The organism is Vibrio lamellibrachiae, from assembly GCF_050337265.1.
GTDB classification, from domain to species: Bacteria; Pseudomonadota; Gammaproteobacteria; order Enterobacterales; family Vibrionaceae; genus Vibrio; species Vibrio kyushuensis.
The window spans coordinates 370,766-394,524 of record NZ_JAKJSU010000008.1 but is presented as its reverse complement, the minus strand read 5'-3'; the positions used below and the strand labels follow the sequence as shown (position 1 = coordinate 394,524).

Below are 23,759 nucleotides of genomic sequence, written 5' to 3'. Positions count from 1 at the left end.
CCTAAATCAGCTAGTAAATAAAGTGCAATATTTATACCCAAACGGCGAATTACAATGAAAAAAAACATTATTCTTATATTTTCAATGCTTTACTCGTTGATGCTTACTACAACAGTACATGCAGCATGGTATGAAGTGACCGGGGTATCTACCGTTGTCTCATCGGAAGAGGTGGCGAGAGTTCATGCGCTAGAAGACGCCATTTTTAAGGCGGTGAGCTTTTCAGGGGCAGATATAGGCAGTATTAGTAATCTAAGGCCCTTTTTAGAAAGCAGTAAGAAAGAGTATCAATTCACAAACCATGAAGTACGTTACGTTTTAGTTGAAGAGCAACGAGTTAGAAAAAATGTCATGTTTGTTCGTGCCCGGATTGATATATACCCATCGGCAACAGGTTGCCATGTTAGCCAATATAAAAAGACATTTTTAGTCGGCAACATTGATCTTGCCGCTCCCCAACAAGCGGTCATGGGCCAAATATATCGTGTTGGTGATGATTTTGCCCACGTAATTAATCGTCAGCTTGATCAAGAATCTTCAAGCTTCGTTTCTGTTGGTACAACCGACTATGAGATCAGCAAACGCTTCCCAGAACGTTTGAAAATGATAGCTCAAGACACCGGTGCCCAATATATTCTTGGTGGTGTAATCACAGATCTAACAGCAACGGTTGAGAAAAACTTAATACGGGACGATGTAATAAACCGTCAGTTTGCACTAGAAATGCAAATATTTGATGGCAAAACAGGTCATGAAGTTTATAACCGAAATTATCGAGAAGTGGCTAAGTGGCCTTTCGCGAAAACAAGTCAAATAGATACCAAGAGTGCTCGTTTTTGGGCCTCTACCTATGGTGAGATGATGCTTCGTGTAAGCCGTAATATCATGCTGGATTTAGAGTCTGAAGTGTCATGCAAAATCAGTTTACCTGAAGTTGTTGCTCGCTTTGGTAATTTAGTCACCATCGATTTGGGCCGTTTACATGGTGTGCAAGAGGGAGACCAATTGCAACTTTGGCACACTGGATCCTTCATTGACCAAAATGGCTTACCTAGAAATAAGGTCTCACAAAGCGATATTACTTTGACGGTATCACGAGTCTATGAACACGAAGCTGAATTGAAAATTGATCAACAAGAGTTAGCTGGCAGTATTCAAATTGGTGATGTTATGCACAAAATCTTATAAGACTGTGTTGTCTACACCATAAACCAACTCTAGAACATGCTCTCTTGGCACAGCCGGATAGCGCAGCCCCCTCCTAAGGGGCAGGTCGTAGGTTCAAATCCTACAGAGAGCGCCAAATAAAACAATGCCTTAGTCGCTTATGTTACTAAGGCATTTTTATTCCTTATAAAATCCTCACACTGCTCTGATTTTAGCAACTATGATTGAAGTAGACTGTTTAACAATTCGCTAAGGTATTTACTGTACAGCAGCCACCAACATTACAACTAATCATAAGATAATGAAGAAAAGCAATCTAATTACGAATACTGGCCACCGCTTTATCTCAAAAGCCAAGACAGCGTATAAAATTCATATCCACGCCCCTGACGATTCCGTTCTACATCGCTCTGTTGGGTATGTTCGCATTGGTGAGAAGAAAGGTCTGAAGAAAGCAATTAAGCTTCGCAATGAACTCGGCAGTGAGATGTGGGGGAAGTTTTGGCGTCGCTTGCTTAAAGACCCCTACTTAATGACTCGCTTACCACATTCAGTAGAGCCTAAGATTATTTTCAAGCCTCGCCCGACACGAGATGAACCAAATAAAAAAGATGAGTGTTATATTGCGGCTTGGCGAACTTATGACAGTTATGGGAAGTTAGTTTATCGAAGTGTCGTCTGCTCAATCAGTAAGCATGGCCGTTTAGGCGCTTACAGCAAGACCAAAAAAGCCCTGCTGGAGGCTAATAAAGGTAACCTTGAAATATTGGAGTTTATGGGCCGTCTAAACAGTATTGACTTGAAATAATTCCTATTCCCCCTTAAACACAAAAAACCGCAATCTCTTCAGACTGCGGTTCTATGATTCAATAAGACAGACTTATTGAGCGTTAGCTTCACGCTCGGCAATGAACGCTAGCGCCATCTTGATACGAGCAATTACACGCTCTTTACCGATAAGCTCGATAACAGCATCAACCGATGGAGATTGTCCACCGCCAGTTACTGCGACACGAAGTGGCATGCCGATTTTACCCATGCCGATCTCTAGCTCTTCACATACCGCAGCAATCACACCTTCTTTGATGTTCACTGTCGTAAAGTCTTCTAGTGCTTCAACTTTAGCAAGTGCTAACTCTAGTGGACCTTTAGCAACACCACGTAGATGTTTCTTCGCAGCGCCAGCTTCAAACTCAGAGAAGTCTTCGTAGAAATAACGAGATTGTTCTGCAAGCTCAATCAGAGTGTTACAACGCTCACCAACAAGTTTAATTACTTCTGTAATAGCAGGACCATTTGAGATATCAATCTTCTGCTCATCTAAATGCCACTGCAGATATTCTGCAACGTATTCAGGCTCAGAAGTCTTAATGTAGTGATTGTTCAACCAAAGAAGCTTTTCAGTGTTGAATGCTGAAGCCGACTTGCTGATTGCATCTAGCGTAAACAAGTTAATCATCTCTTCTTGAGAGAAAATCTCTTGGTCACCGTGAGACCAACCTAAACGAACTAGGTAGTTATTAAGTGCATTTGGAAGGTAACCTTCATCACGGTATTGCATTACCGACACGGCGCCATGACGCTTAGAAAGCTTCGCACCATCATCACCTAGAATCATTGCACAGTGAGCGAATGTTGGAACGGGTGCGCCTAGTGCTTCGTAGATGTTAATTTGACGAGGTGTGTTGTTAATGTGATCTTCACCACGAACAACGTGGGTAATACCCATATCCCAGTCATCAACAACAACAACGAAGTTATAAGTCGGTGCACCATCGGTACGACGAATGATCAAATCATCCAGTTGGCTGTTAGCGATTTCAATACGGCCACGGATTTGATCTTCAAATACGACACTGCCTTCTTTCGGGTTACGGAAGCGGATAACACAAGCATCGTCTTCGCTTGCTGCTTCATTCGCCGCAATCACTTTCGGGTGACTAGCATTGTAGCGAGCCATCTCTTTATTCGCTTCTTGCTCAGCACGGATTTCATCTAACAACTCTTTCGATGCGTAACACTTGTACGCTTTGTCATTAGCAAGAAGTGTATCAACCATTTCGTTGTAACGGTCAAAGCGCTTTGATTGGTAGTAAGGACCTTCATTCCACTCTAAACCCATCCACGTCATGCCTTCTAAGATCGCATCAACGGCTTCTTGAGAGTTACGCTCTAAGTCAGTGTCTTCAATACGCAGTACGAATTCACCGCCCTGGTTTTTAGCGAAAAGCCAAGAGTAAAGTGCAGTACGAGCACCACCAACATGAAGATAGCCAGTAGGGCTAGGAGCAAAACGCGTTTTAACCGTCATTTAAAATACCTTGATTGTCTTGATGACTACTAGACTAACGAGCTTAAATAGGCGCTCATTAGTGCTAAAATTTGCGCATTATTTTAGCACTGATCAGTAGAACTACAATCACAATGAGAACTTAATTGTAATCCAACTAACTTAACTGTTAGTTATTTAGGTTTTTGACGGCCCAAGAAACAAACTCTTGGCGCTGATCTGGTGTCATCGCTAAGAAATCAGTTTGTAGAGAGCTTGGTTTAACAACGGGGTTCGTCTGCTTCTTCGGTGCTTCAATTTCTGGTAGCGTGACAGGCTTAGGCGTTGATGCGGCAGTAACAGCGGCCGATGTCGTAATTGCTGCGACTCCGTTTGATTGGTTATAACTTGCAAGCATTGCATCGTAATCTTTAATTAGAGCGAATGTTTCATTTGTAATAACATCTGTAGAAGCTGAGATTTCCTGACCATTGCTTGTAATTTTAAGCGTTGGATTAGCAGTATATTTATTTACTGCGCGCTGATCGCGAATAGCAAATGGAGTTTCTAACAACAGCGTTTCATCACTAACATCAAACGTGACAACTAACGGAGATGAATTAAATTTCTCTTTACCGCCATTGGTATCAATCATTGCCGTTACACGAACGAGCAACTGATTTTGACCATTTTCAATTTGTAGATCACCTTTACCTTTATTCGCTATCTGATTGATTTCTTGGTTAACCGCCAATATTTCCACACGTGAATCAGTTTGAATAGTCGTTTTCGCGTGAGCAAAAACGCTGCATAGAGCCAAAGATAGTACGGCGAGCTTTTTCATGATTTCTCCAAAAGACAAAAACAACAAAGGCGGACACAAAGTCCGCCAAAACAATATACTGATTAAACTTGGATTAGAATACCCACTCAGTACCAACGCGGATCATTAGATCATCGTAGTCAGTTCCGATGTAACCATTACCTTCACGATATGTACCGCTCTGCTGTGCGATACGAACAAATGTATATACTGAGTTAAATGAGTAACCAACTTCACCTGAAATAGTTGAGAAGTCTAATGTTTTATCTTTCACATTATCAGTCTCACCAGTTTGATCTGCGTAACCCACACGGAAGTTCATTGCACCCATGTAGTAGTTAGCTTGTACTGAGTAAGCATCAATATCACGCTCTTTGTAATCAGCAGAAGTTGACGCAGTTACATCAGCATCAAATGAGCCTGTCTTATAAGAACCTAAGATATTAAAGTTATCCATTGGGCGTAATTCGAAGCCCGCAAAGTAAGCATCAGTATCACCAACTAGCCCATCATCAAAATTAGTACCTTCGGCGTTTTCAAATGCTGCGTGTAAAGTAAGCATATCAACAGGAGTTACAGAAACAGAGCCACCGAAGAAGTTCGAGTCTTTATGATTTTCACTGCCGTTACCGCCAGCTAGGCTGAATTTAACCATGTCACCGAATAGTGGAGAGTCGTAACGACCCATTTGGCTCTTACGGTCAAAGTTGAAGCGCTCACCTGCTCTCCAACCACGGTCGTAAGTCATTCCCAAGTTCGATGCAGAGTACGGCCAATCCACTAACTCATATAGTGGTGTTAGCATACGACCAAAGCGTACAGAACCCCACTCGTCACCACGTAGACCTACGAACGTATCACGATTACCAAGCTTAGCACCATCATCTAGAACCCAACCTGATTCAATTTGCATAAATGCAGTTACAGAGTCAGTCATTGTTTTTGCAGCACGAAAACCAACTCGTGATTCATTTTCTAGTGCAAAACCAGTATCTGTTACTTGCTCTCTAAGAGCTGCATTTGTTTCATCTTGATCAAATGATTTTGAACCGTAATCTACAGCCGAGATTGAAACAACACCATATACTTCAACGTTAGCGTCGTTTGCGTCGCCAATCATATATGCGTTTGCTGCACCTGTTGCCATCAACACTGCTGCGCCTACTAGAGACTTCTTAAATACATTTTTCATTGTTAGTAACCCTTCCCTAATTAATAGGAGTTTTATTTATAATTTTATTTGCAACGCTTGGAACTACTGGACCAAATAGCTGCCTAACGTTGCGCTGCTTTTCATGGACAGGGCAAATATCGCAAACTTCTTTTTCAATAAAAAATAAACCCATTTTTTTTACGACACACTTCAAACTAAAGCCATCAAAAAAAACATAAATCATTTAAATTCAACAGTTTAACCCAGTTATAAAATCACTTAATTTTTAACAAACTTTAAGACCACTAATCAACATCACACTAACCGATTGAAATTTCGCTATTTAGACGATCAATGTCACATCGTTTTTTTGTATTTATTTAGCTTTTGATATTCACCACGTTTAAATATTGACCTTGATCTCATATCAATGACTTATACCCTGACAGTGATATGACATTTCAGTGGTGCCGACATGATGCAAATAACGATGATTCTTCTGCTTGACCTTCCCCTTAAGGAAAGGTTTATGCTTATTTGCAGTGATAGAAAGTGAGGATGTTGGGATGAATCGGTATCAAATACCCTTAATCGGTTTAAACTGTCTGGGTTGCGCTCGAAAAGTTGAGCAAGCTATAGCGGAAGAGCACCAAATTATTACCCATGAACTGACAAAGGACCTGATCACTCTTGAATCAGAAGCGTCATACCGTCAACTCGTGGTTATTATCCAAGCTCTCGGTTATCAAGCGGGACAACAGCTTCATTATAAGTTGTCGGGATTAAGTTGTGGACGTTGTGTAGGAAAACTCAAACAACTGCTTGAACAGCAAAATACCATCGCTGAATTCACAGTCACCAAAGATCACCTCACTGTTAATTCGATTATAGAGAGCAGTGAGGTAAAATCGCTAGTTTCTTCACTTGGATTCAGTGCCCAACAAATAGAGGATGCGGCACAAGCTAACGAAACCAGCATGGGAAAGAGCAGCGGCGAAGCTCACTCTAGCGAAGGTATAAATAAGCCTTCAAATAAAACGGTACCGGAAACAGTCAAACAAGCCTCTACACACCACTTCGATTCTATTCATCTATCCCTTACCGGAATGACCTGTGCAAGTTGTGTTTCCTCTGTTGAGAAGTCGCTCCACTCAGTAAGCTTTGTCGAACAAGTGCAGGTTAATCTTGCAGAGCAAAGCGCTATTATCGAAGTGTCAGACTCTTCAATTTCAACTCAAAAAGCCATAATTCTTGCTATTAAACAAGCAGGATATAACGCTGAAGTTATTGATGACCCGCTCTCAGCTCAAGAGAAACAGAAACTTCACCTAGAACACGCAAAGCAAGTCCATAAAAACGCATCATTCTATGCTCTATTAATTGGTGGGCCTTTAATGATTTGGGGCATGCTTGGTGGGAATATGATGATTCGCTCAGTTGGCGATCAGATTGTTTGGGGAGCGATTGGCCTTTTATGCCTGCTCTTAATGGCGACTTCTGGCCGTTCTTTCTATGTTAATGCTTATAAAGCCCTCACTCACCGTCGTGCAACGATGGACAGCTTGGTCTCTTTAGGTACAGGTGCTGCTTGGCTTTATTCAATGCTGATGGTGTTGGTGCCGTTTTGGTTTCCTGAAAATGCTCGGCACGTCTATTTCGAAGCGACTGCGATGATTCTTGGTTTAATATCTCTAGGTCACTATATAGAAGTAAAGGCAAAAGCCAAAACCACACAATCTCTGCAAGCGTTGATTAATCTTCAGCCACAAACCGCCACACTGGTAACCGAAAAAGGTGATGAGAGTATTGCAGTTGAAGCGATTCAAAAAAGCATGGTATTAAGGATTCGCCCCGGTGAAAAAATACCGGTTGATGGCATCGTACTTAGCGGTGAGTCCTATTTAGATGAAGCAATGCTAACTGGTGAATCGATTCCGGCATTAAAACAGATTAACGATAATGTATCGGCCGGCACTTTGAATCAAGATGGTAGTTTAACCATAGCCGCAACAGGTGTAGGCTCAGACACTATGCTTGCTCGAATCATTCAACTGGTTCGCCGAGCACAAAGCAGTAAGTCAGAAATCGCCAAACTTGCCGATCAAATCTCCTCGATTTTCGTACCGATTGTCATTGCCATTGCATTAGTTGCAGTCTCTATGTGGTACTTTTTTGGCCCAGAACCAAAACTAAGCTACATGCTCATTGTCGCGACGACTGTCCTTATTATTGCTTGCCCTTGTGCACTTGGGCTTGCAACGCCACTGTCCGTGACCGTTGGAGTTGGAAAAGCAGCCGAAATGGGAATCTTAATTCGGGATGCTGATGTTCTTCAAACCGCAAGCAAAATTACCACAGTTGTATTTGATAAAACGGGGACGTTGACACAAGGTACTCCCGAGGTTCAAAAGCTGTTCGCCTTTGGTGTGACAGAAAGTGAACTACTTCAAAACGCATACAGTGCAGAACGACACTCTGAACATCCACTGGCAAAATCCATCAGTAAACGAGCAACTGCTTTAAATATTTCCGCCTTTGAGATTGAAAACTTCCAAAATCTAAAAGGAGAAGGGGTAACCGCCAAGCTAAACAACCAATCATTGATTGTGGGTTCACTCTCTTATATAGAGTCACAGCAGATAAACATTGATGAGGCTAAAAATGCTATCAAGCAGTGCCAAGAGAACGCTTGGACGCAAATAGCTGTTAGCCTAAATGATAAGCTCATTGGCGTTATCGCCCTTTCTGACTCTATTAAAGAAGATGCGAAAGCCGCGATTGCAGCACTAAAACAACAGCAGATCAAAACAGTAATGCTAACTGGCGATAACCAAGCTGTTGCTCGAGCGATTGCAATTGAACTGGGCATTGATAGTGTTATCTCACAAGTCCTGCCTGATGAAAAAGCCTTACATATTACTCACCTTCAGGCAGATGGCAGTAAAGTGGCGATGGTTGGAGATGGCGTTAATGACGCACCAGCTCTTGCACAAGCTGATATGGGAATCGCGATGGGAAGTGGCAGTGATGTGGCGATTGAGAGCGCTCAAATGACGCTTTTAAACTCCTCCCCCCTTGCTGTTGTTAATGCTATTGATCTATCTAAGGCGACCGTTCGCAATATCAAACAGAATCTTTTTGGTGCGTTTATTTATAACTCGCTAGGTATCCCAATAGCCGCAGGTGTACTCTTCCCTGCCTTTGGTTTTTTATTGAGTCCCGTTGTTGCTGGTGCGGCAATGGCGCTTTCCTCAATTACCGTCGTTAGTAATGCTAATCGCTTACGACTATTTAAACCTAGTTTCAAATCATAGAGGTCATTATGAAATTACAAACACTCACACTAGCACTCATCACAACCTTCTCTGCTAATGTCCTCGCTGCGGATGTTATTAATCATAAGTCGCCTTACTGTGGCTGCTGTGGTGACTGGACAACGCATATGGAAGAAGCCGGCTTTACTGTAAAAGAGGAGCTGCACGAGAATATGAACCCAATTAAAGAGAAGTTTGGTATTACGCCAAAGCTCGCTTCTTGTCATACCGCTGAGATTGATGGCTATGTATTCGAAGGGCATATACCAGCTGAAGATATCCAATCATTTTTAGAAAACCCACCTAAGAATGCCAAAGGTCTAGCGGTTCCGGGGATGCCAATGGGATCTCCGGGTATGGAGTATGGCGATAAGCAAGACGCTTACTCGGTATACGCCTTTAATGATAAGGGTCAGGTTTTTGAATACCGACACCATGAAGGAAATTAATTAAAACAGATTTCATGCAACAAAAAAGAGCCTAGCAAATTGCTAGGCTCTTTAATTAGGACTTTAGTTTGGACAAACTAAACTTTAAAGCTTGATTAGAAGCCGTAAGCTGCACCGATTACGAATGCATTGTTTTGCTTCTTATCGCCATTTTCGTAGTTAGCACCATTGGCTTGGCTACGGAACTCAGCGTATGGCTGTACACCGTTACGAGTCCAAGTTGCACGTAGCTCGTGATCCATAGTGTCTTGCTTAGTGTCGCTAGTTCCATCGAATGTTTCATTGTTAGCAATCACATAAACGTTGTTGTAGCTTACTGCTACGTCTTCGTTAATTGTGTAAGCAATGCGGTTATCCATGCGGTAATCAGTCTTCGCGTCGCCTTCATCAATGTGAGCACGAGTACGGTTACTGATAGAGATACCGTTATCGAAGTTGTAACCGATTTTAACTAATGGGCGGTACTGAACTGTGTCACCTTCGTGAATAAGGTGTTGGTAACCAGCAGCAACCCAAAGGTTGTCATTGATTGAGAAAGATTGCTCACCACCAACAGTGATGTAAGGGTTAGCAGAAGAACCATTAGTTTTGACAGAGCCAACTTCTAATCGATCAGTTGTTAGTTCACCTAGTTGAATACCATCAAACTCAGTGTAAACAGTAAGGCCGCCAAACTGGTTGTCGAACGTATGGCCAGCTTCTAGTGTAGACGTCGATTTTGAACCGTGTAGGTCATCACTGTGGAATTGCACGTTACCAGTAACGTAAGAAGAACCAGCGAATGCACTTGAAGCGAAAGCAAGAGAAAGAGCGCTTAGAGCGATAATTTTTTTCATAATTAACTGCCTTTTTAAAATTGAGTTACGACTTTATTCTTGGTAAATCACTCACCATCAAGTCGTTAATTGGGGTTGCCTTCCTGGCTTGAGACAGATAGTGCATGATTTAATTCGCATTGAAAAATAAATTGTATTAATACGGTGATCTAGCTCACTACCTTGATATGCGTCGCAAATTAAGACTAAGAAATCAATAAGTTACTCAGTTAAAAAAAGATATAAAAAAACATGATGTGATATTGATCGTTAAATTGATGAGATAAATGACAGAAACAGCCTATTCGATCACACTAGTTTTATCTGCTTTGACTGTTCTGAGAGTCTTTAGTCACAATTACACTGTATTGATCACCCTTTTAATGAGATCGCCTGTTTCTGGTGGCTGTATCAATCCATACCCTTTCAATCATTAACTGTGTGATTATGTTCAGTCCTTGGAATCTCATGCTTCTGTCGTTATTCTTTCATCAGTCATAAAATTTCATTATTGGTGCCATATCATGCGTTTATTTTCCGCTGTTCTCTTACTTCTGTTGTTTAGTTCATTTGCAATCAGCGAGCCTCTTTACTGGTTAGCTAAGAAGGGAAATAAAGAGCTAATGATTTTAGGCTCAATTCATGTTGGAAACGAAAGCATGTATCCACTACCTACAGAGATTATGGTGTTTTTGGAACATAGCGATGGGTTAATTCTAGAGACCGACACAAGAAAAACTAATGATATTAAATACCCGGTTAATCAAGATGCAGTAAAAGATATCGTAACTGGCACTCAGTTGGCTAAGTTACGAATGATAAGCAAAGAGCTCAATGTTGCCGAGGCAACCCTAATGAACCTACCGCCTTGGAATGCAGCATTGGCTATACAGATGGGTAAACTTAACTTGTTAGGTTATAAGCCAAGTCAGGGCGTGGATCATAAGCTTCTATATAAAGCGGCGTTACAAGAAACCCCCATTATTGGTCTCGAACCACTTCAATTTCAAATAGACCTCATCGCGAACTTACCAAATGACGGAGAAGAGCTACTTTTCGCCGCTCTTGATGAATACCATCAAACTGAAAAAATGACCGGATGCCTTATTGATAGCTGGAAAGCCGGAGATTCTGAAAATTTATTAGAGTTTGCTGCTACCAGTGAGTTTTCAGAAGACTTTGAACGCCTGTTTATTACCGACCGGAATAAAGACTGGGCCAACAAACTCAACGGCACTGTTTTTCTAGGTGACGATTCAGGACAGTATTTAGTCGTAGTGGGAACGCTTCACCTAGTAGGAAAAGGCAATTTAATGAATGAGTTAGAAAGCCGTGGGTTTTCAATCGAGAAACGCTCTAATAGCGAATCTGTAAAATGTGAGTTTCTGTAGTATTTCGATGAGTTGTTGAATAATTACAACCGAGCTAAAACGCAAAAATCCGCAACATTTCTGCTGCGGCTTATCTAATGTGCCGGTGAAGAGGCTTTCGTTTAAACCACAAGGAACCCCCGAGCCTCTTTTCGCAAACAAATACTCGATAATTACTATCAAGCTAAAACGCAAAAATCCGCAACATTTCTGTTGCGGATTTTTTAATGTGGTCGGTGAAGAGGCTTTCGTTTAAACCAAAGGGAACCCCCGATCCTCTTTTCGCAAACAGGTACTCAATAATTTCTATCAAGCTTAAACGCAAAAAACCGCAACATTGCTGTTGCGGTTTCTTTAATATGGTCGGTGAAGAGGGATTCGAACCCCCGACCCTCTGGTCCCAAACCAGATGCGCTACCAAGCTGCGCTATTCACCGAGATGTTGTTCAGCTTCTCGCTGTCAACGGATGCGTATATTACTGATTATCTAAGTTAACGCAAGCCATTTGAGGCTTTTTTTTGAAAAATAAAACCGTTCGATTAATTACCATCCAACTTTTATCAATCACCCAATTAATCCGCTTAAATGTGACCAAAAACACAACACCTAAATCATTCATTCATCACCTGTATAGGTATTGATCTAGATCAGTAAGCATTCGTTAACCTCTACGTAACATTGATGCATATTTATCTATAAGGAATAGATTATGGACTTTTGGCTACAGCTCTTATTTGGCAACGCAGTTGGCTTATCATCAATGATAGTCATCTTTATCACCATAAGCCTTATGCTTTTCTACACGGGTTATTTCATTTACAAGATCTATAAAGACGAAGAGCCTAGCTAGAGAGATAAAGTACGAACTGAAATAAATTAGGGTGCATTGATAGTACTAGCAAAGAAATCCTATTTATCTAACGGAGTAGACACCTCACCTACTCCGTTTTCTATTGATCAAATTTCCCTAGACACCCTACTCTATCCAAATTAATCTTCTCAATAATATTGATTATTGGGGATTCACTTATGTCTCATGATGACGATTTTTCACTTTTCCAAGAAATGATGGGAGATGTAAAGCCCATTACTCACGACACTACAGAGCTAAAGAAGAAACATTGTGTCTCTGTTGGCCAGCAAATAAAACAGCAAGCGGCAATCTGGTTAACCGAAGATGATCCTGAGTACCTTTCTATTGATTACGCTCCGCTAATTAAACCTGAAGATATCATTGAATATAAGCAAGATGGTATTCAGCACGGCGTGTACAAAAAGCTCCGCCTTGGAAAATACCCGATTCAAGCCAAATTAGACCTGCATAAAAAAACACTCAAAGAAGCGCGAGAAGAAGTGGTTAAGTTTCTCAAACAGTGCTTGCGCTGGGATATACGCACTGTCCTCATTGTGCATGGAAAAGGCGCACAGTCGAACCCACCAGCGTTAATGAAAAGCCACATCGCAAGCTGGATGACACAAATAAAAGACGTTCAGTGTGCGCATAGTGCGCAGCAACTACACGGTGGGTCTGGTGCTATCTATGTCATGCTTAGAAAAAGTGATGATAAAAAAACCGAGAATCGAGAGCGTCATCAAAAACGAATGGGATAACTTTCAACTAAATGATACACTCCGCCCAATAAATAAGCAGCGTATCGTATTGCTTAACATTAATCCGTTGTGAAACGTAACGAGGTCACTATGTCTACATTTAAAAAAGAATCGTCTACATTCAAAAAAGATTCATCTGCTCATCAAAGCAACCCCCAAACTCAAGCTGATGGGAAACGCCTAAACAAATTTATCAGCGAAACAGGTTTTTGCTCACGCAGAGAAGCCGACAGACTGATTGAGCAAGGTCGAGTCACTATCAACGGTAAAATTCCAGAAATGGGAACTAAGGTTCTCTCTGGTGATGATGTTTGTATCGATCACAAACCCGTTCGTTCAAAAGAGAAACCTATCTATATCGCACTAAACAAACCGACAGGGATCACCTGTACGACTGAGCGTGATATTCCGGGTAATATTGTCGACTTTATCGGCCACCACAAACGCATCTTCCCTATTGGTCGCCTAGATAAACCTTCTGATGGTCTTATCTTTCTAACTAACGATGGTGACATTGTTAATAAGATCTTACGTGCAGGCAATAATCATGAAAAAGAGTATGTGGTTCGTGTCGACAAACCGATTACCGATGCCTTCTTAACGCACATGGCTGCGGGTGTTCATATTCTTGATACCGTTACGCTACCTTGTAAAGTGATTAAAGAGACCAAATTCTCTTTCCGTATTGTGCTGACACAAGGTCTTAACCGCCAAATTCGCCGTATGTGTGAAGAGCTTGGCTATGAAGTCTTTAAACTTCGCCGCGTACGCATCATGAACATCTCGATTGACGATATTCCAAACGGTAAGTGGCGCTACCTAAGTGATGCCGAAGTAAATGAAATTCATGCTATGTGTGAAGATTCAAGCGGGACAGAAGATGCATCTAAGAACGACGCTAAAGGCATACGTATTCGTCGTGCAACTGATGCTAAGTTGTTTGATAGTCGTGAAGAGAATCAAACAAGCACCGCGAGACGTAATCAAAAAACTCGTACCTTTAGAGGCAACAATGCCGATGAGTTTCGCCATGCGCCAAATTCAAATAAAGGAAAAAGAAACTTCCACGGCAAAGCGCCAGTCAGACCGGAACGTGAGGCAAGCAGTGAACGCTCTCAAAGCAGCGGCTCAGCGCCTCACCAACGTAAATCTGGAACATTGAGTCTAAAAAAATAGAGTCTCAATAAAATCCGAACAATAAAAAAGGGAGCACTAGCTCCCTTTTCTCGGTTAAGTAACTCTAACTTAAGCTAGATCACCTTAACGATTACTTAGTACCAAAGATCTTGTCACCAGCGTCACCTAAACCAGGAACGATGTAACCTTTATCATTTAGTTTTTCATCAATTGCAGCTGTGTAAAGTTCAACATCTGGGTGCGCTTTCTCAAGAGCTTCAATCCCTTCTGGTGCCGCAACTAATACCAACACTTTAAACTGAGTACAACCTTGCTCTTTTAATAGATCAATCGTTGCAATCATAGAACCGCCAGTAGCAAGCATTGGATCGACAACTAGAGCAATACGCTCATCGATGTTTGATGCAAGCTTATTAAAGTATGGTACAGGCTCTAGTGTTTCTTCATCACGGTAAACACCAACAACACTGATACGGGCGCTTGGCATATGCTCAAGTACGCCATCCATCATGCCTAGACCAGCACGTAGAATAGGTACTACTGTTACTTTTTTACCTTTTAACTGATCAATTTCTACAGGGCCATTCCAGCCTTCAATAGTCACTGTCTCTGTTTCAAAGTCAGCAGTTGCTTCATAAGTAAGTAAGCTGCCAACTTCTGTAGCTAGCTCACGAAAACGTTTCGTGCTGATGTCACCTTCTCGCATTAGACCAATCTTATGTTTCACAAGAGGGTGCTTAACTTCAACCACTTTCATTTTCTTCTCCGACAATTTAGGTACTTTTAAACAAACCCTCAGATTATACATGATAACGAATTAGAATTCAGGTGTGAGAGATCAATAAAAAAACCTGCGCAAACGTTTGCTCTTTATGATTAAGCACTGGTAGAATAGCGCCGTTTTCATATCCAACTAAAAACCGAGGACTTCCCTGTGAGCGCTAATAACTCTTCTCTTAGCTACAAAGACGCTGGTGTTGATATTGATGCAGGCAATGCGCTTGTTGATCGAATTAAAGGTGCTGTAAAACGCACTCGTCGCCCTGAAGTGATGGGTGGTATTGGTGGATTCGGTGCTCTATGTGAGCTGCCAACGAACTACAAACAACCTGTTTTAGTATCAGGTACAGATGGCGTAGGTACTAAACTTCGCCTTGCTTTGGATATGAACAAGCACGATACCATTGGTATCGACTTAGTCGCGATGTGTGTAAACGACCTGATTGTTCAAGGTGGCGAGCCACTATTCTTCCTAGACTACTACGCAACAGGTAAGCTAGATGTTGATACTGCTGCTGATGTTGTAACTGGCATTGCTGAAGGTTGTATCCAAGCTGGTTGTTCACTGATTGGTGGTGAAACTGCTGAAATGCCGGGGATGTATGAAGGCGAAGACTACGACGTTGCTGGCTTCTGTGTTGGTGTTGTAGAAAAAGAAGACATTATCGACGGCACTAAAGTAGCAGCAGGTGATGCTCTAATCGCAGTAGGATCTAGCGGTCCTCACTCAAACGGTTACTCTCTTGTTCGTAAGATCCTTGAAGTATCTGGCGCGGACAAGAACGAGCAACTAGAAGGTCGCACTATTGGTGAGCACCTACTAGAGCCAACGAAAATTTACATCAAATCAGCACTTAAGATGATTGCAGAGCACGATATCCATGCGATCTCTCACATCACCGGTGGTGGTTTCTGGGAAAATATCCCACGCGTACTTCCAGAAGGTACGAAAGCAGTGGTTGATGGTTCAAGCTGGGAATGGCCTGCTATCTTCAACTGGCTACAAGAGAAAGGCAACGTAACGACTCACGAAATGTACCGTACATTTAACTGTGGTGTTGGTCTTGTTGTTGCTCTACCTAAAGACCAAGCTGAAGCGGCTGTAGCACTTCTTCAACAAGAGGGTGAAAACGCTTGGGTTATTGGTGAAATCGCTAATGCAGATGCTGGCGAAGAACAAGTAGAGATCAAGTAAATATGAAGAGCATTGTTGTTTTAGTTTCAGGGAATGGTTCAAACTTGCAAGCGATTATCGATGCGTGTGAAGCCAGTATTGATAGCGGCAAGGTAACAGCTGTTTTTTCAAACAAAGCCGATGCTTATGCTCTTGAGCGAGCAAAAAAGGCAGGGGCAGCAGGTATCTTTTTAGATCCTAAAGCCTTTGATACCCGCGACGCATTTGACAGGGAATTGATGCGTCAAATGGACGAGTATCAACCTGACTTGATTATTTTAGCAGGCTACATGCGCATCCTGAGTGGAGAGTTCGTTCGCCACTTCTTAGGGCGAATGATCAATATCCACCCTTCTCTGCTGCCAAAGTATCCGGGTCTGAACACCTATCAGCGCGCGATTCACGCCGGTGACGAAGAACACGGTACTAGTGTTCACTTTGTGACAGAGCAGCTTGATGGCGGTCCAGTTATTTTACAAGCGAAGGTACCAATCTTTGATGAAGATAACGTGGAAGTACTGACTGAGCGAGTTCAAACTCAAGAACATAAGATCTATCCTCTTGTAGCTCAGTGGTTTGTTGAAGGTCGTTTAAAAATGGAAGGCGGCAAAGCTTTTCTAGATGACAATAAACTCGGTATTCACGGCTACGCTGAAAAATAATCACTTTCAAGTTCGAGAGATTTGAAACTAAAAAGGGTTGATGTACGTACATCAACCCTTTTCTATTTTATCTATCTGCTATCAAGGCTTTATCTATAAGCTATAAAGGCTCTTTTGGCGCCTGACACGCTGGTTTTGCAGCAGCAAACGCAACATCTTCTAATTGACTAGCGTTACCATCAATTAACTCACCAAAGTGAAAAATTCCAAACTCTCCAGGTTTCATTCGATGCCAAACCTCGTTGTCCGTCAATGGTTGAGTTGCCACCACAGTCACGACATCATTCGGTGTTGTCTCTTCCAGAAAGTTTATTGTCACGTCTTCATCAATCAGACTTGCCTTACCAAATGGCGCTCTACGCGTAATCCAATATAAGTGGTTGGTGCAGTAAGACATGACGTATTCACCATCGGATAAAAGCATATTAAACACACCCTTGTCTTTTAGTTTATTGCAGCAACTGGCAATAAATCGAAAAGCACCGACCATATCTTGAGGTGGCTCAGGGTAGCGTTCTTCTAACTGCTTTAGTAGCCAGCAAAACGTCAACTCACTGTCTGTTTCACCAACAGGCCTAAAGCGACCTGACACAAGGTCGTCATAGTCGCTAAGTTGTCCATTATGAGCGAATGTCCAGTAGCGCCCCCATAACTCACGAGTAAACGGGTGCGTATTTTCCAAATTTACCGAGCCGCGATTTGCCTGCCTAATATGGCTAACAACCGCACGACTTTTAATCGGATAGTTTTGTACCAGTTCCGCAATTTTTGAATCACAACTTGGTTGAGGGTCTTTAAAGGTTCGAAAGCCTTTACCTTCATAAAAGGTAATCCCCCACCCATCGCGATGTGGACCTGTATTACCGCCTCGCTGAATTAATCCAGTAAAGCTAAAGCAGATGTCTGTTGGCACATTGGCGCTCATTCCGAGCAATTCACACATGGTTTTATTTAATCCTTTAAGCTAAAACAAGCGCTATCTACGCCATCTCTTTTTCAATAAGTTGAATAACGATATGAATGATCTTGATGTGGATCTCTTGGATACGGTCAGCGTAACCAAAATGTGGCACACGAATCTCAATATCAGCGAGGCCCGCCATTTTTCCACCATCTTTTCCGGTTAACGCAATCGTCTTCATGCCCTTTGCTTTAGCTGCATCAATCGCTTTTAAAATGTTGCCCGAATTACCTGATGTCGATAGACCAAATAGAACATCGCCCGATGAACCTACCGCTTCTACATAACGTGAAAATACTGACTCATAACCAAAATCATTACTTACACACGAAATGTGGCTAGGATCTGATATGGCAATACCAGGGTAACCAGGACGGTTTTCACGGTAACGGCCTGTTAATTCTTCTGCAAAATGCATAGCATCACAATGTGAACCACCATTACCACAAGAAAGCACTTTGCCACCTTGCTTAAATGAGTCCGCGATCAGCTTTGCGGCAGCTTCAATTTGCGCTAAATTTTTTTCATCACCTAAAAACGTATTCAGTACTTCTGCAGCTTCTGTTAATTCGCTTTTAATTAGATCCTGATACATAGCTATAATCTCTTATTAGTATTGGCGTAAATGTAAGCACTGTTACAACGCTTTTATATACCCGAGTTTACTTAAACATTTCCTAGTGTCGATAGTTTGGCGGCAAGAATTCTATTTTTGATATCGAATACTGAACATAAATCGCTACTCACCGCTCATTATTAGAACTTTCACTCTACTTGGATCACTTTTTAACCACATTGGTATTTTACATTTTATTAATATATTGATTACACTTAACTGGTTAGACCTCTTACAAGATTACAGCGCGATAATCGTGCTAGAAAAGGAAAACAACATGGAAATCTTGCTCTCTATACTCAGTTTCGCTGCCGTACTCGCACTATGTCTTTACCACCGAAGCTCTTTAATACTGTCACTGGCGGCACTTAGTACTGCTATGATTGCTCTTTCAATATGGGGAAGTGCAGGACACATTAGCTGGGCACTCTACTTAGCCTCAATTGGTTTGTTTGCACTGCCGTCGGTGAGACAATCGGTTATCAGCGAAAAAGCACTGGTTCTTTTTAAGAAAGTTCTTCCCGCTATGTCTCAAACAGAAAAAGAAGCTCTAGAGGCCGGGACTGTTTGGTGGGAAGCAGAATTATTTAAGGGCAAGCCAGATTGGAAAAATCTACACAATATCGCAGCACCTAAACTGTCAAAAGAAGAGAAAGATTTTCTTGATGGCCCAGTGAATGAAGTGTGCGCAATGGTCAACGACTACCAAGTCACTCACGAACTGGCTGACCTTCCACCTGAAATTTGGCAATTCCTAAAAGATCACAAATTCTTTGCCATGATTATTAAGAAGCAGTACGGCGGGTTGGAGTTCTCAGCCTATGCGCAATCTCTGGTTCTACAAAAACTAACAGGTGTGTCGAGTGTATTGTCCTCTACCGTTGGTGTACCTAACTCTCTGGGTCCTGGTGAACTACTTCAACATTACGGGACGAAAGAGCAAAAAGATCATTACCTACCTCGCCTAGCCACGGGTATTGAAATTCCATGTTTCGCATTAACTAGCCCTGAAGCGGGTTCGGATGCTGGCTCTATTCCAGATTACGGCATCGTTTGTAAAGGTAAATGGAAAGGTAAACAAGTACTTGGCATGCGCCTAACTTGGAACAAACGCTATATTACTCTAGCCCCTGTTGCGACAGTGCTTGGTTTGGCATTTAAACTGCGAGACCCCGATGGCCTGCTAGGTGACAAAGAAGAGCTGGGCATTACATGTGCACTTATTCCAACCGATCTTAAAGGTATAGAGATTGGAAATCGCCACTTCCCGCTTAATGTTCCATTCCAAAATGGCCCGACTCAAGGTAAGGACATTTTTGTTCCGATTGATTTCATCATTGGTGGTAAAAAAATGGCAGGGCAAGGTTGGCGCATGTTGGTTGAATGTTTATCGGTAGGACGCGGTATTACTCTGCCTTCAAACTCAACGGGTGGTATCAAATCTGCCGCTCTAGCAACTGGCGCTTACGCTCGTATCCGCCGTCAATTCAAACAGCCAATTGGCCAAATGGAAGGTGTTGAAGAGCCGTTAGCTCGCCTTGCTGGTAATGCTTATGTTATGGATGCTGCAAGTAGCTTAACCGTTGCTGGTATCGACCTTGGGCAAAAGCCTTCTGTCATCTCCGCGATTGTTAAGTATCACTGTACTCACCGTGGGCAGCGAAGCATTATCGATGCAATGGATATCGTTGGCGGTAAAGGTATCTGCTTAGGTCCATCGAACTTCTTGGCTCGTGGCTACCAAGGCTCTCCGATTGCAGTAACGGTTGAAGGGGCTAATATCCTAACTCGTTCTTTAATCATCTACGGTCAAGGTGCCATTCGTTGTCACCCTTATGTTCTTGATGAGATGAACGCGGCTTATTCTACCAAGGAGAGTGCGCTAAGTGATTTTGATAAAGCACTAGCAGGCCATGTAACCTTCACAATGAGTAACCTTATCCGAAGCATCTGGCTTGGTTTAAGTGATGGTTTTGGCTCTGAAGCACCAACCAAAGACTTCACTAAACGTTACTACCAGCAACTAAACCGCTACAGCGCAAACATGGCGTTGCTATCAGATATTTCAATGGTTGTTTTAGGTGGCTCACTTAAACGTAAAGAACGTATGTCTGCACGTTTAGGGGATATCCTAAGTCAGCTTTATTTAAGCTCTGCAACGCTAAAGCGCTTTGATGAAGATGGACGACCACACGATGATAAAGCAATGGTTGACTGGGGTTTACAAGATAGCTTGCAACAAACTGAAGTTGCGATTGATGAGTTTTTAGCAAACTTCCCGAACCGAATTATCGCATCGGCGCTTAGAGTTCTTATTCTTCCATTTGGTCGAGTTCGTAGAGCACCTAGCGATAAGCTTGATAGCAAGGTGGCAAAAATCATTCAAACACCAAGTGCAACGCGTTCACGCATCGGTCGAAATCAATATCTAGAGGATTCTCCATTTAACCCTGTAGGACGCATCGAAAAAGCACTTGAGACAATCCTTCAAGCTGAGCCAATATTTGATAAGGTCTGTAAAGGTGTATCACAGCGCAGAGCATTCGTTGCACTGGATAAGATTGCTGAGCTTGGGTTGGAACATAAGCTTATCAATGAATCAGAAGCGGCTTTACTTGTTCAAGCAGAAGAAGAGCGTTTATACGTAATAAACGTCGATGACTTTACTTCAGAGGAGCTTTCTGCGGTAAAGCCCCAATTTCCAAACATAGATAACGTCGCATAATGTTTGGTTAGTAAGATACAAGCATCATCTAAAAAGGCGGTAAACCTAACTCGGTTTACCGCCTTTTCTTTTCAAAGATAATGTCTTTAGTCATTCACAACGTTATTTCTTAGGCATCTCTAACTGCATTTCTGGCAGTGCAACTTTCGCAGCGTTCAATTTTCGCCTTACAAACCACACACCTAAGCCAATAAGAATAGCGACTATATTCCCCACAGCGATAATGATAAGACTTCGCATACGCGCTGCTTCTTGTTCTTCTTTCAGCATTTGTTCTTCTAGAAGCTTCTGCTGTAAGCGTTGCTGCTCTTCTTGAATCAAGCGCGTCTGTTCAAAATCAATGTCATCAAGAACACTGTAGGTCTGCTCATTCAGCATAAATCTAAGTGGTCGATTGGTTGCCATATCGGTAGCAAAAACTTTTCCGCTCCATCGGTAGTTCCCGACTTGTTCATTGGCAGGAATAGTAACATCTAGCTTATCCGCCTCGTCGCTGGCACTACCGGATACTGATATCAGTTCATCCTGAGCATTCCAATGTTCTATATGCGCCGCTAATGAGCCTGGTTTTATCATGCCCTGCTCACCTGAAAGTATAATTTGATGTGGTGTTTCTACTTCTCTAGACTGAATAAACGTGTGCTGCACAGGTGTCGGGTAGACAAGTACTTCTTGCTCTTGAGCGCGTAAGAAAATGCCATTACCCGATGTAATTCTTACTCGATACTTACCCGGTTGCGAAGAAATAGGTATTGCTGCAGTAAAAACTCCATCACCCGGTACTTCATCCAAGCCTGTACCATCGTCTGCGAAGACACCAATCACCTCGGCTATCGGTTTAGCCTCTTTAATTAAATCATCTTCATTTTCAACAAACTTAGTAAATGTGATTTTCAAGTTGACTCGATCGAGAAAATCTCTGAGTACCAAAGGTTCGCCATTTGAGGTTAGTTTAGCGGTGAATTTAATCTCTTCCCCTTGATAAAGCCTAGCGGGGAAGCGATCGCTCTCGAGCGCTAGATGAGAGATCAGAAGAATCTGGTTTTTTGGCGTAACTTTACCCACGGCTTGCCAAGGTCCGGGCATTGGGTCTTCAATAGAAATAATATCCATTGCAGACTCTTGATACCACTGGACATTATCTGGGCTTCGCCAAGAGTAATATTTCTTTCCATCCGGTCGAACTAAAACAACAGGTTGAGAAGGCTGCTCTCGATAGATAACAAAGGTTATTTGTTTGATGGTCGGATCGACTCTGAAACGATTATCAAGCAAAGACATTGAGGATGCTTCACTAGCAAAGCTATGACTGACACACATGAATAAGCTCACGAATGTGAATAGTATCCTCAACATTGTTTCCCCTTTCCCTAGAGAGCGTTGTTATTAACGCCGGTTCTTGTGATTATTGGCAATTTGATTATTGATGCCTTAATTATTGACGCCAAAGACAGCTGCCGCTTTTCTCTACAATATCAAGTCGTTCTTGATGTGCTTCTACTTCATCGGCTGTTGCGTGTAAAACCTTTAGCGATTTTCGACCTTCGGCAATACGTTTTATTGCAACACCGCTAATGCCACCCGCTTCTGAACTAAACTGAAGAGAGGTTTGTCCCCCCGTCATTGCTAAATAGACGTCAGCTAGGATCTCGGCATCGAGCAATGCGCCGTGGAGAATTCGGGCAGAGGTGTCAATGGTGTAGTGCCTTGCCAACGAGTCGAGGTTCTTCCTAGCGGGCATATTCGGCATGCGCTTCGCCATTGCTAGGGTATCGGTTACCTCACAGTAATCGGTAGTTTGACCGGCATTGCCACCGAACATTCTAAATTCATGATCCATAAAGCCCACATCGAAGGGCGCGTTATGTGCCACCAACTCTGAGTCTTTTATGAAATCGACAAACTCTTGATGAACATCGCGATACGACGGCTTATCTTTTAAAAATTCATCGGTAATACCGTGGACTTCGATTGCATCAGGTTGAATCTCACGATCAGGCTTAATATAGACATGAAAATGTCGCCCCGTGAGTTTGCGATCAATAATCTCTACCGCACCAATTTCAATAATGCGGTGCCCTTGATACGTAGGCCCACCTTCTCTATTCATACCGGTCGTTTCGGTATCGAGTACGATGATGCGTTTTGGTTCTAAATTGTTACTAGTATTCATATTTAATTGTGTGTCAGACTATGTGAATAATGTGCTTAACCCAATAGTATCAAATCATGACGAAACAAGTGGAAATTTTCACTGACGGCTCTTGCCTAGGTAACCCAGGACCCGGCGGTTATGGCGTGGTATTACGCTATAAAAACACCGAGAAAACACTCGCTAAGGGCTATACATTAACCACCAACAATCGAATGGAAATGTTGGCTGCGGTCGTTGCGCTTCAAACCCTCAAAGAGTCATGCGAAGTGGTACTTACTACTGATAGCCAGTATGTAAGACAAGGTATTACTCAGTGGATCCATAACTGGAAAAAACGTGGTTGGAAAACATCCGCTAAGAAACCCGTAAAAAATGCCGATTTATGGCAAGCACTGGATAAAGAAACGGCACGTCACACAGTTGACTGGCGTTGGGTAAAAGGACACGCAGGGCACCGTGAAAATGAAATGTGTGATGACTTAGCACGTGCTGCGGCCGAGAATCCAACCGAAGAAGATACCGGTTACGAACCAAGCTAACACTAATTAGCTGACATGTATGAGCTGATATTGTAGCT

At 42.4% G+C, this 23,759-nt stretch carries 21 protein-coding genes and 2 tRNA genes; 13 read left to right on the top strand and 10 right to left on the bottom strand.

Annotated elements, in window-relative coordinates:
- Positions 1 to 54 precede the first annotated feature (54 nt).
- The 3 genes from L4C54_RS14950 to L4C54_RS14940 all read left to right on the top strand — a co-directional run bounded on the left by L4C54_RS14950 (position 55) and on the right by L4C54_RS14940 (position 1,975).
- A complete protein-coding gene (locus L4C54_RS14950; RefSeq protein WP_428808800.1) occupies positions 55 to 1,188 on the top strand; it encodes a flagellar assembly protein FlgT in 1,134 nt (377 codons plus the stop codon).
- Between the two features lie 38 nt (positions 1,189 to 1,226).
- A tRNA-Arg gene (locus L4C54_RS14945) sits at positions 1,227 to 1,303 on the top strand.
- A 165-nt stretch (positions 1,304 to 1,468) separates the two neighbouring features.
- Positions 1,469 to 1,975, top strand: a complete 507-nt coding sequence (locus L4C54_RS14940; RefSeq protein ID WP_428808799.1) for a Fe3+-citrate ABC transporter substrate-binding protein — start codon at positions 1,469 to 1,471, stop codon at positions 1,973 to 1,975.
- Between the two features lie 72 nt (positions 1,976 to 2,047).
- Here the strand turns inward: L4C54_RS14940 and gltX are convergent, their stop codons facing one another.
- The 3 genes from gltX to L4C54_RS14925 all read right to left on the bottom strand — a co-directional run bounded on the left by gltX (position 2,048) and on the right by L4C54_RS14925 (position 5,451).
- Complete coding sequence (gene gltX / locus L4C54_RS14935) at positions 2,048 to 3,478, bottom strand: glutamate--tRNA ligase (RefSeq protein ID WP_428808798.1); 1,431 nt, start codon at positions 3,476 to 3,478, stop codon at positions 2,048 to 2,050.
- Between the two features lie 148 nt (positions 3,479 to 3,626).
- Positions 3,627 to 4,280 (bottom strand): DUF2057 family protein, encoded by a 654-nt coding sequence (locus L4C54_RS14930; protein ID WP_428808797.1) that lies wholly within the window; start codon positions 4,278 to 4,280, stop codon positions 3,627 to 3,629.
- A gap of 73 nt (positions 4,281 to 4,353) precedes the next feature.
- Positions 4,354 to 5,451, bottom strand: a complete 1,098-nt coding sequence (locus L4C54_RS14925; RefSeq protein ID WP_428808796.1) for a porin — start codon at positions 5,449 to 5,451, stop codon at positions 4,354 to 4,356.
- 527 nt (positions 5,452 to 5,978) lie between these two features.
- Here L4C54_RS14925 and L4C54_RS14920 point away from each other — a divergent pair.
- Together L4C54_RS14920 and L4C54_RS14915 are read left to right on the top strand one after the other, a co-directional pair.
- On the top strand, positions 5,979 to 8,726 hold the full coding sequence (locus tag L4C54_RS14920) for a heavy metal translocating P-type ATPase (protein ID WP_428808795.1): 2,748 nt from the start codon (positions 5,979 to 5,981) through the stop codon (positions 8,724 to 8,726).
- A gap of 8 nt (positions 8,727 to 8,734) precedes the next feature.
- Positions 8,735 to 9,175: a DUF411 domain-containing protein gene (locus L4C54_RS14915; RefSeq protein ID WP_428808794.1), complete on the top strand. Its 441-nt coding sequence runs from the start codon at positions 8,735 to 8,737 to the stop codon at positions 9,173 to 9,175.
- A 95-nt stretch (positions 9,176 to 9,270) separates the two neighbouring features.
- Here the strand turns inward: L4C54_RS14915 and L4C54_RS14910 are convergent, their stop codons facing one another.
- Positions 9,271 to 10,011: an oligogalacturonate-specific porin KdgM family protein gene (locus L4C54_RS14910; protein ID WP_428808793.1), complete on the bottom strand. Its 741-nt coding sequence runs from the start codon at positions 10,009 to 10,011 to the stop codon at positions 9,271 to 9,273.
- A gap of 503 nt (positions 10,012 to 10,514) precedes the next feature.
- Here L4C54_RS14910 and L4C54_RS14905 point away from each other — a divergent pair.
- Positions 10,515 to 11,381 (top strand): TraB/GumN family protein, encoded by an 867-nt coding sequence (locus tag L4C54_RS14905; RefSeq protein ID WP_428808792.1) that lies wholly within the window; start codon positions 10,515 to 10,517, stop codon positions 11,379 to 11,381.
- A gap of 339 nt (positions 11,382 to 11,720) precedes the next feature.
- On the opposite strand, the gene L4C54_RS14900 is transcribed toward L4C54_RS14905, so the two are convergent.
- Positions 11,721 to 11,797 (bottom strand) — tRNA-Pro (locus L4C54_RS14900).
- A gap of 273 nt (positions 11,798 to 12,070) precedes the next feature.
- Between L4C54_RS14900 and L4C54_RS14895 the strand changes: the two genes are divergently transcribed.
- The 3 genes from L4C54_RS14895 to rluF all read left to right on the top strand — a co-directional run bounded on the left by L4C54_RS14895 (position 12,071) and on the right by rluF (position 14,148).
- Positions 12,071 to 12,211, top strand: a complete 141-nt coding sequence (locus L4C54_RS14895) for a DUF3149 domain-containing protein (RefSeq protein WP_428800893.1) — start codon at positions 12,071 to 12,073, stop codon at positions 12,209 to 12,211.
- A gap of 179 nt (positions 12,212 to 12,390) precedes the next feature.
- Positions 12,391 to 12,972 (top strand): DNA endonuclease SmrA, encoded by a 582-nt coding sequence (smrA, locus tag L4C54_RS14890; RefSeq protein WP_428808791.1) that lies wholly within the window; start codon positions 12,391 to 12,393, stop codon positions 12,970 to 12,972.
- Between the two features lie 90 nt (positions 12,973 to 13,062).
- The gene (rluF, locus tag L4C54_RS14885) at positions 13,063 to 14,148 is read left to right on the top strand and encodes a 23S rRNA pseudouridine(2604) synthase RluF (protein WP_428808790.1); all 1,086 of its coding nucleotides are present in this window, start codon (positions 13,063 to 13,065) and stop codon (positions 14,146 to 14,148) included.
- A gap of 91 nt (positions 14,149 to 14,239) precedes the next feature.
- Here the strand turns inward: rluF and upp are convergent, their stop codons facing one another.
- Positions 14,240 to 14,866: a uracil phosphoribosyltransferase gene (gene upp / locus L4C54_RS14880; protein WP_428808789.1), complete on the bottom strand. Its 627-nt coding sequence runs from the start codon at positions 14,864 to 14,866 to the stop codon at positions 14,240 to 14,242.
- A gap of 177 nt (positions 14,867 to 15,043) precedes the next feature.
- On the opposite strand from upp, the gene purM reads away from it, so the two are divergent.
- Positions 15,044 to 16,084: a phosphoribosylformylglycinamidine cyclo-ligase gene (gene purM / locus L4C54_RS14875; RefSeq protein WP_428808788.1), complete on the top strand. Its 1,041-nt coding sequence runs from the start codon at positions 15,044 to 15,046 to the stop codon at positions 16,082 to 16,084.
- Between the two features lie 2 nt (positions 16,085 to 16,086).
- Positions 16,087 to 16,725, top strand: a complete 639-nt coding sequence (gene purN, locus L4C54_RS14870; protein WP_428800897.1) for a phosphoribosylglycinamide formyltransferase — start codon at positions 16,087 to 16,089, stop codon at positions 16,723 to 16,725.
- Positions 16,726 to 16,825: 100 nt separating this feature from the next.
- Here the strand turns inward: purN and L4C54_RS14865 are convergent, their stop codons facing one another.
- A complete protein-coding gene (locus L4C54_RS14865; RefSeq protein ID WP_428800898.1) occupies positions 16,826 to 17,668 on the bottom strand; it encodes a class II glutamine amidotransferase in 843 nt (280 codons plus the stop codon).
- 37 nt (positions 17,669 to 17,705) lie between these two features.
- Positions 17,706 to 18,281: a D-sedoheptulose 7-phosphate isomerase gene (gene lpcA, locus L4C54_RS14860; protein WP_428808787.1), complete on the bottom strand. Its 576-nt coding sequence runs from the start codon at positions 18,279 to 18,281 to the stop codon at positions 17,706 to 17,708.
- 298 nt (positions 18,282 to 18,579) lie between these two features.
- On the opposite strand from lpcA, the gene fadE reads away from it, so the two are divergent.
- Positions 18,580 to 21,027: an acyl-CoA dehydrogenase FadE gene (gene fadE, locus L4C54_RS14855; RefSeq protein WP_428808786.1), complete on the top strand. Its 2,448-nt coding sequence runs from the start codon at positions 18,580 to 18,582 to the stop codon at positions 21,025 to 21,027.
- Between the two features lie 102 nt (positions 21,028 to 21,129).
- Here fadE and L4C54_RS14850 read toward each other — a convergent pair whose 3' ends face one another.
- Complete coding sequence (locus tag L4C54_RS14850) at positions 21,130 to 22,383, bottom strand: TIGR03503 family protein (RefSeq protein ID WP_428800901.1); 1,254 nt, start codon at positions 22,381 to 22,383, stop codon at positions 21,130 to 21,132.
- Positions 22,384 to 22,462: 79 nt separating this feature from the next.
- Positions 22,463 to 23,200: a DNA polymerase III subunit epsilon gene (dnaQ, locus tag L4C54_RS14845; protein ID WP_428800902.1), complete on the bottom strand. Its 738-nt coding sequence runs from the start codon at positions 23,198 to 23,200 to the stop codon at positions 22,463 to 22,465.
- Positions 23,201 to 23,256: 56 nt separating this feature from the next.
- Here dnaQ and rnhA point away from each other — a divergent pair, with 56 nt between their 5' ends.
- Entirely contained in the window at positions 23,257 to 23,721 is a 465-nt protein-coding gene (gene rnhA, locus L4C54_RS14840) for a ribonuclease HI (protein ID WP_428800903.1), read from the top strand.
- Positions 23,722 to 23,759: the final 38 nt, after the last annotated feature.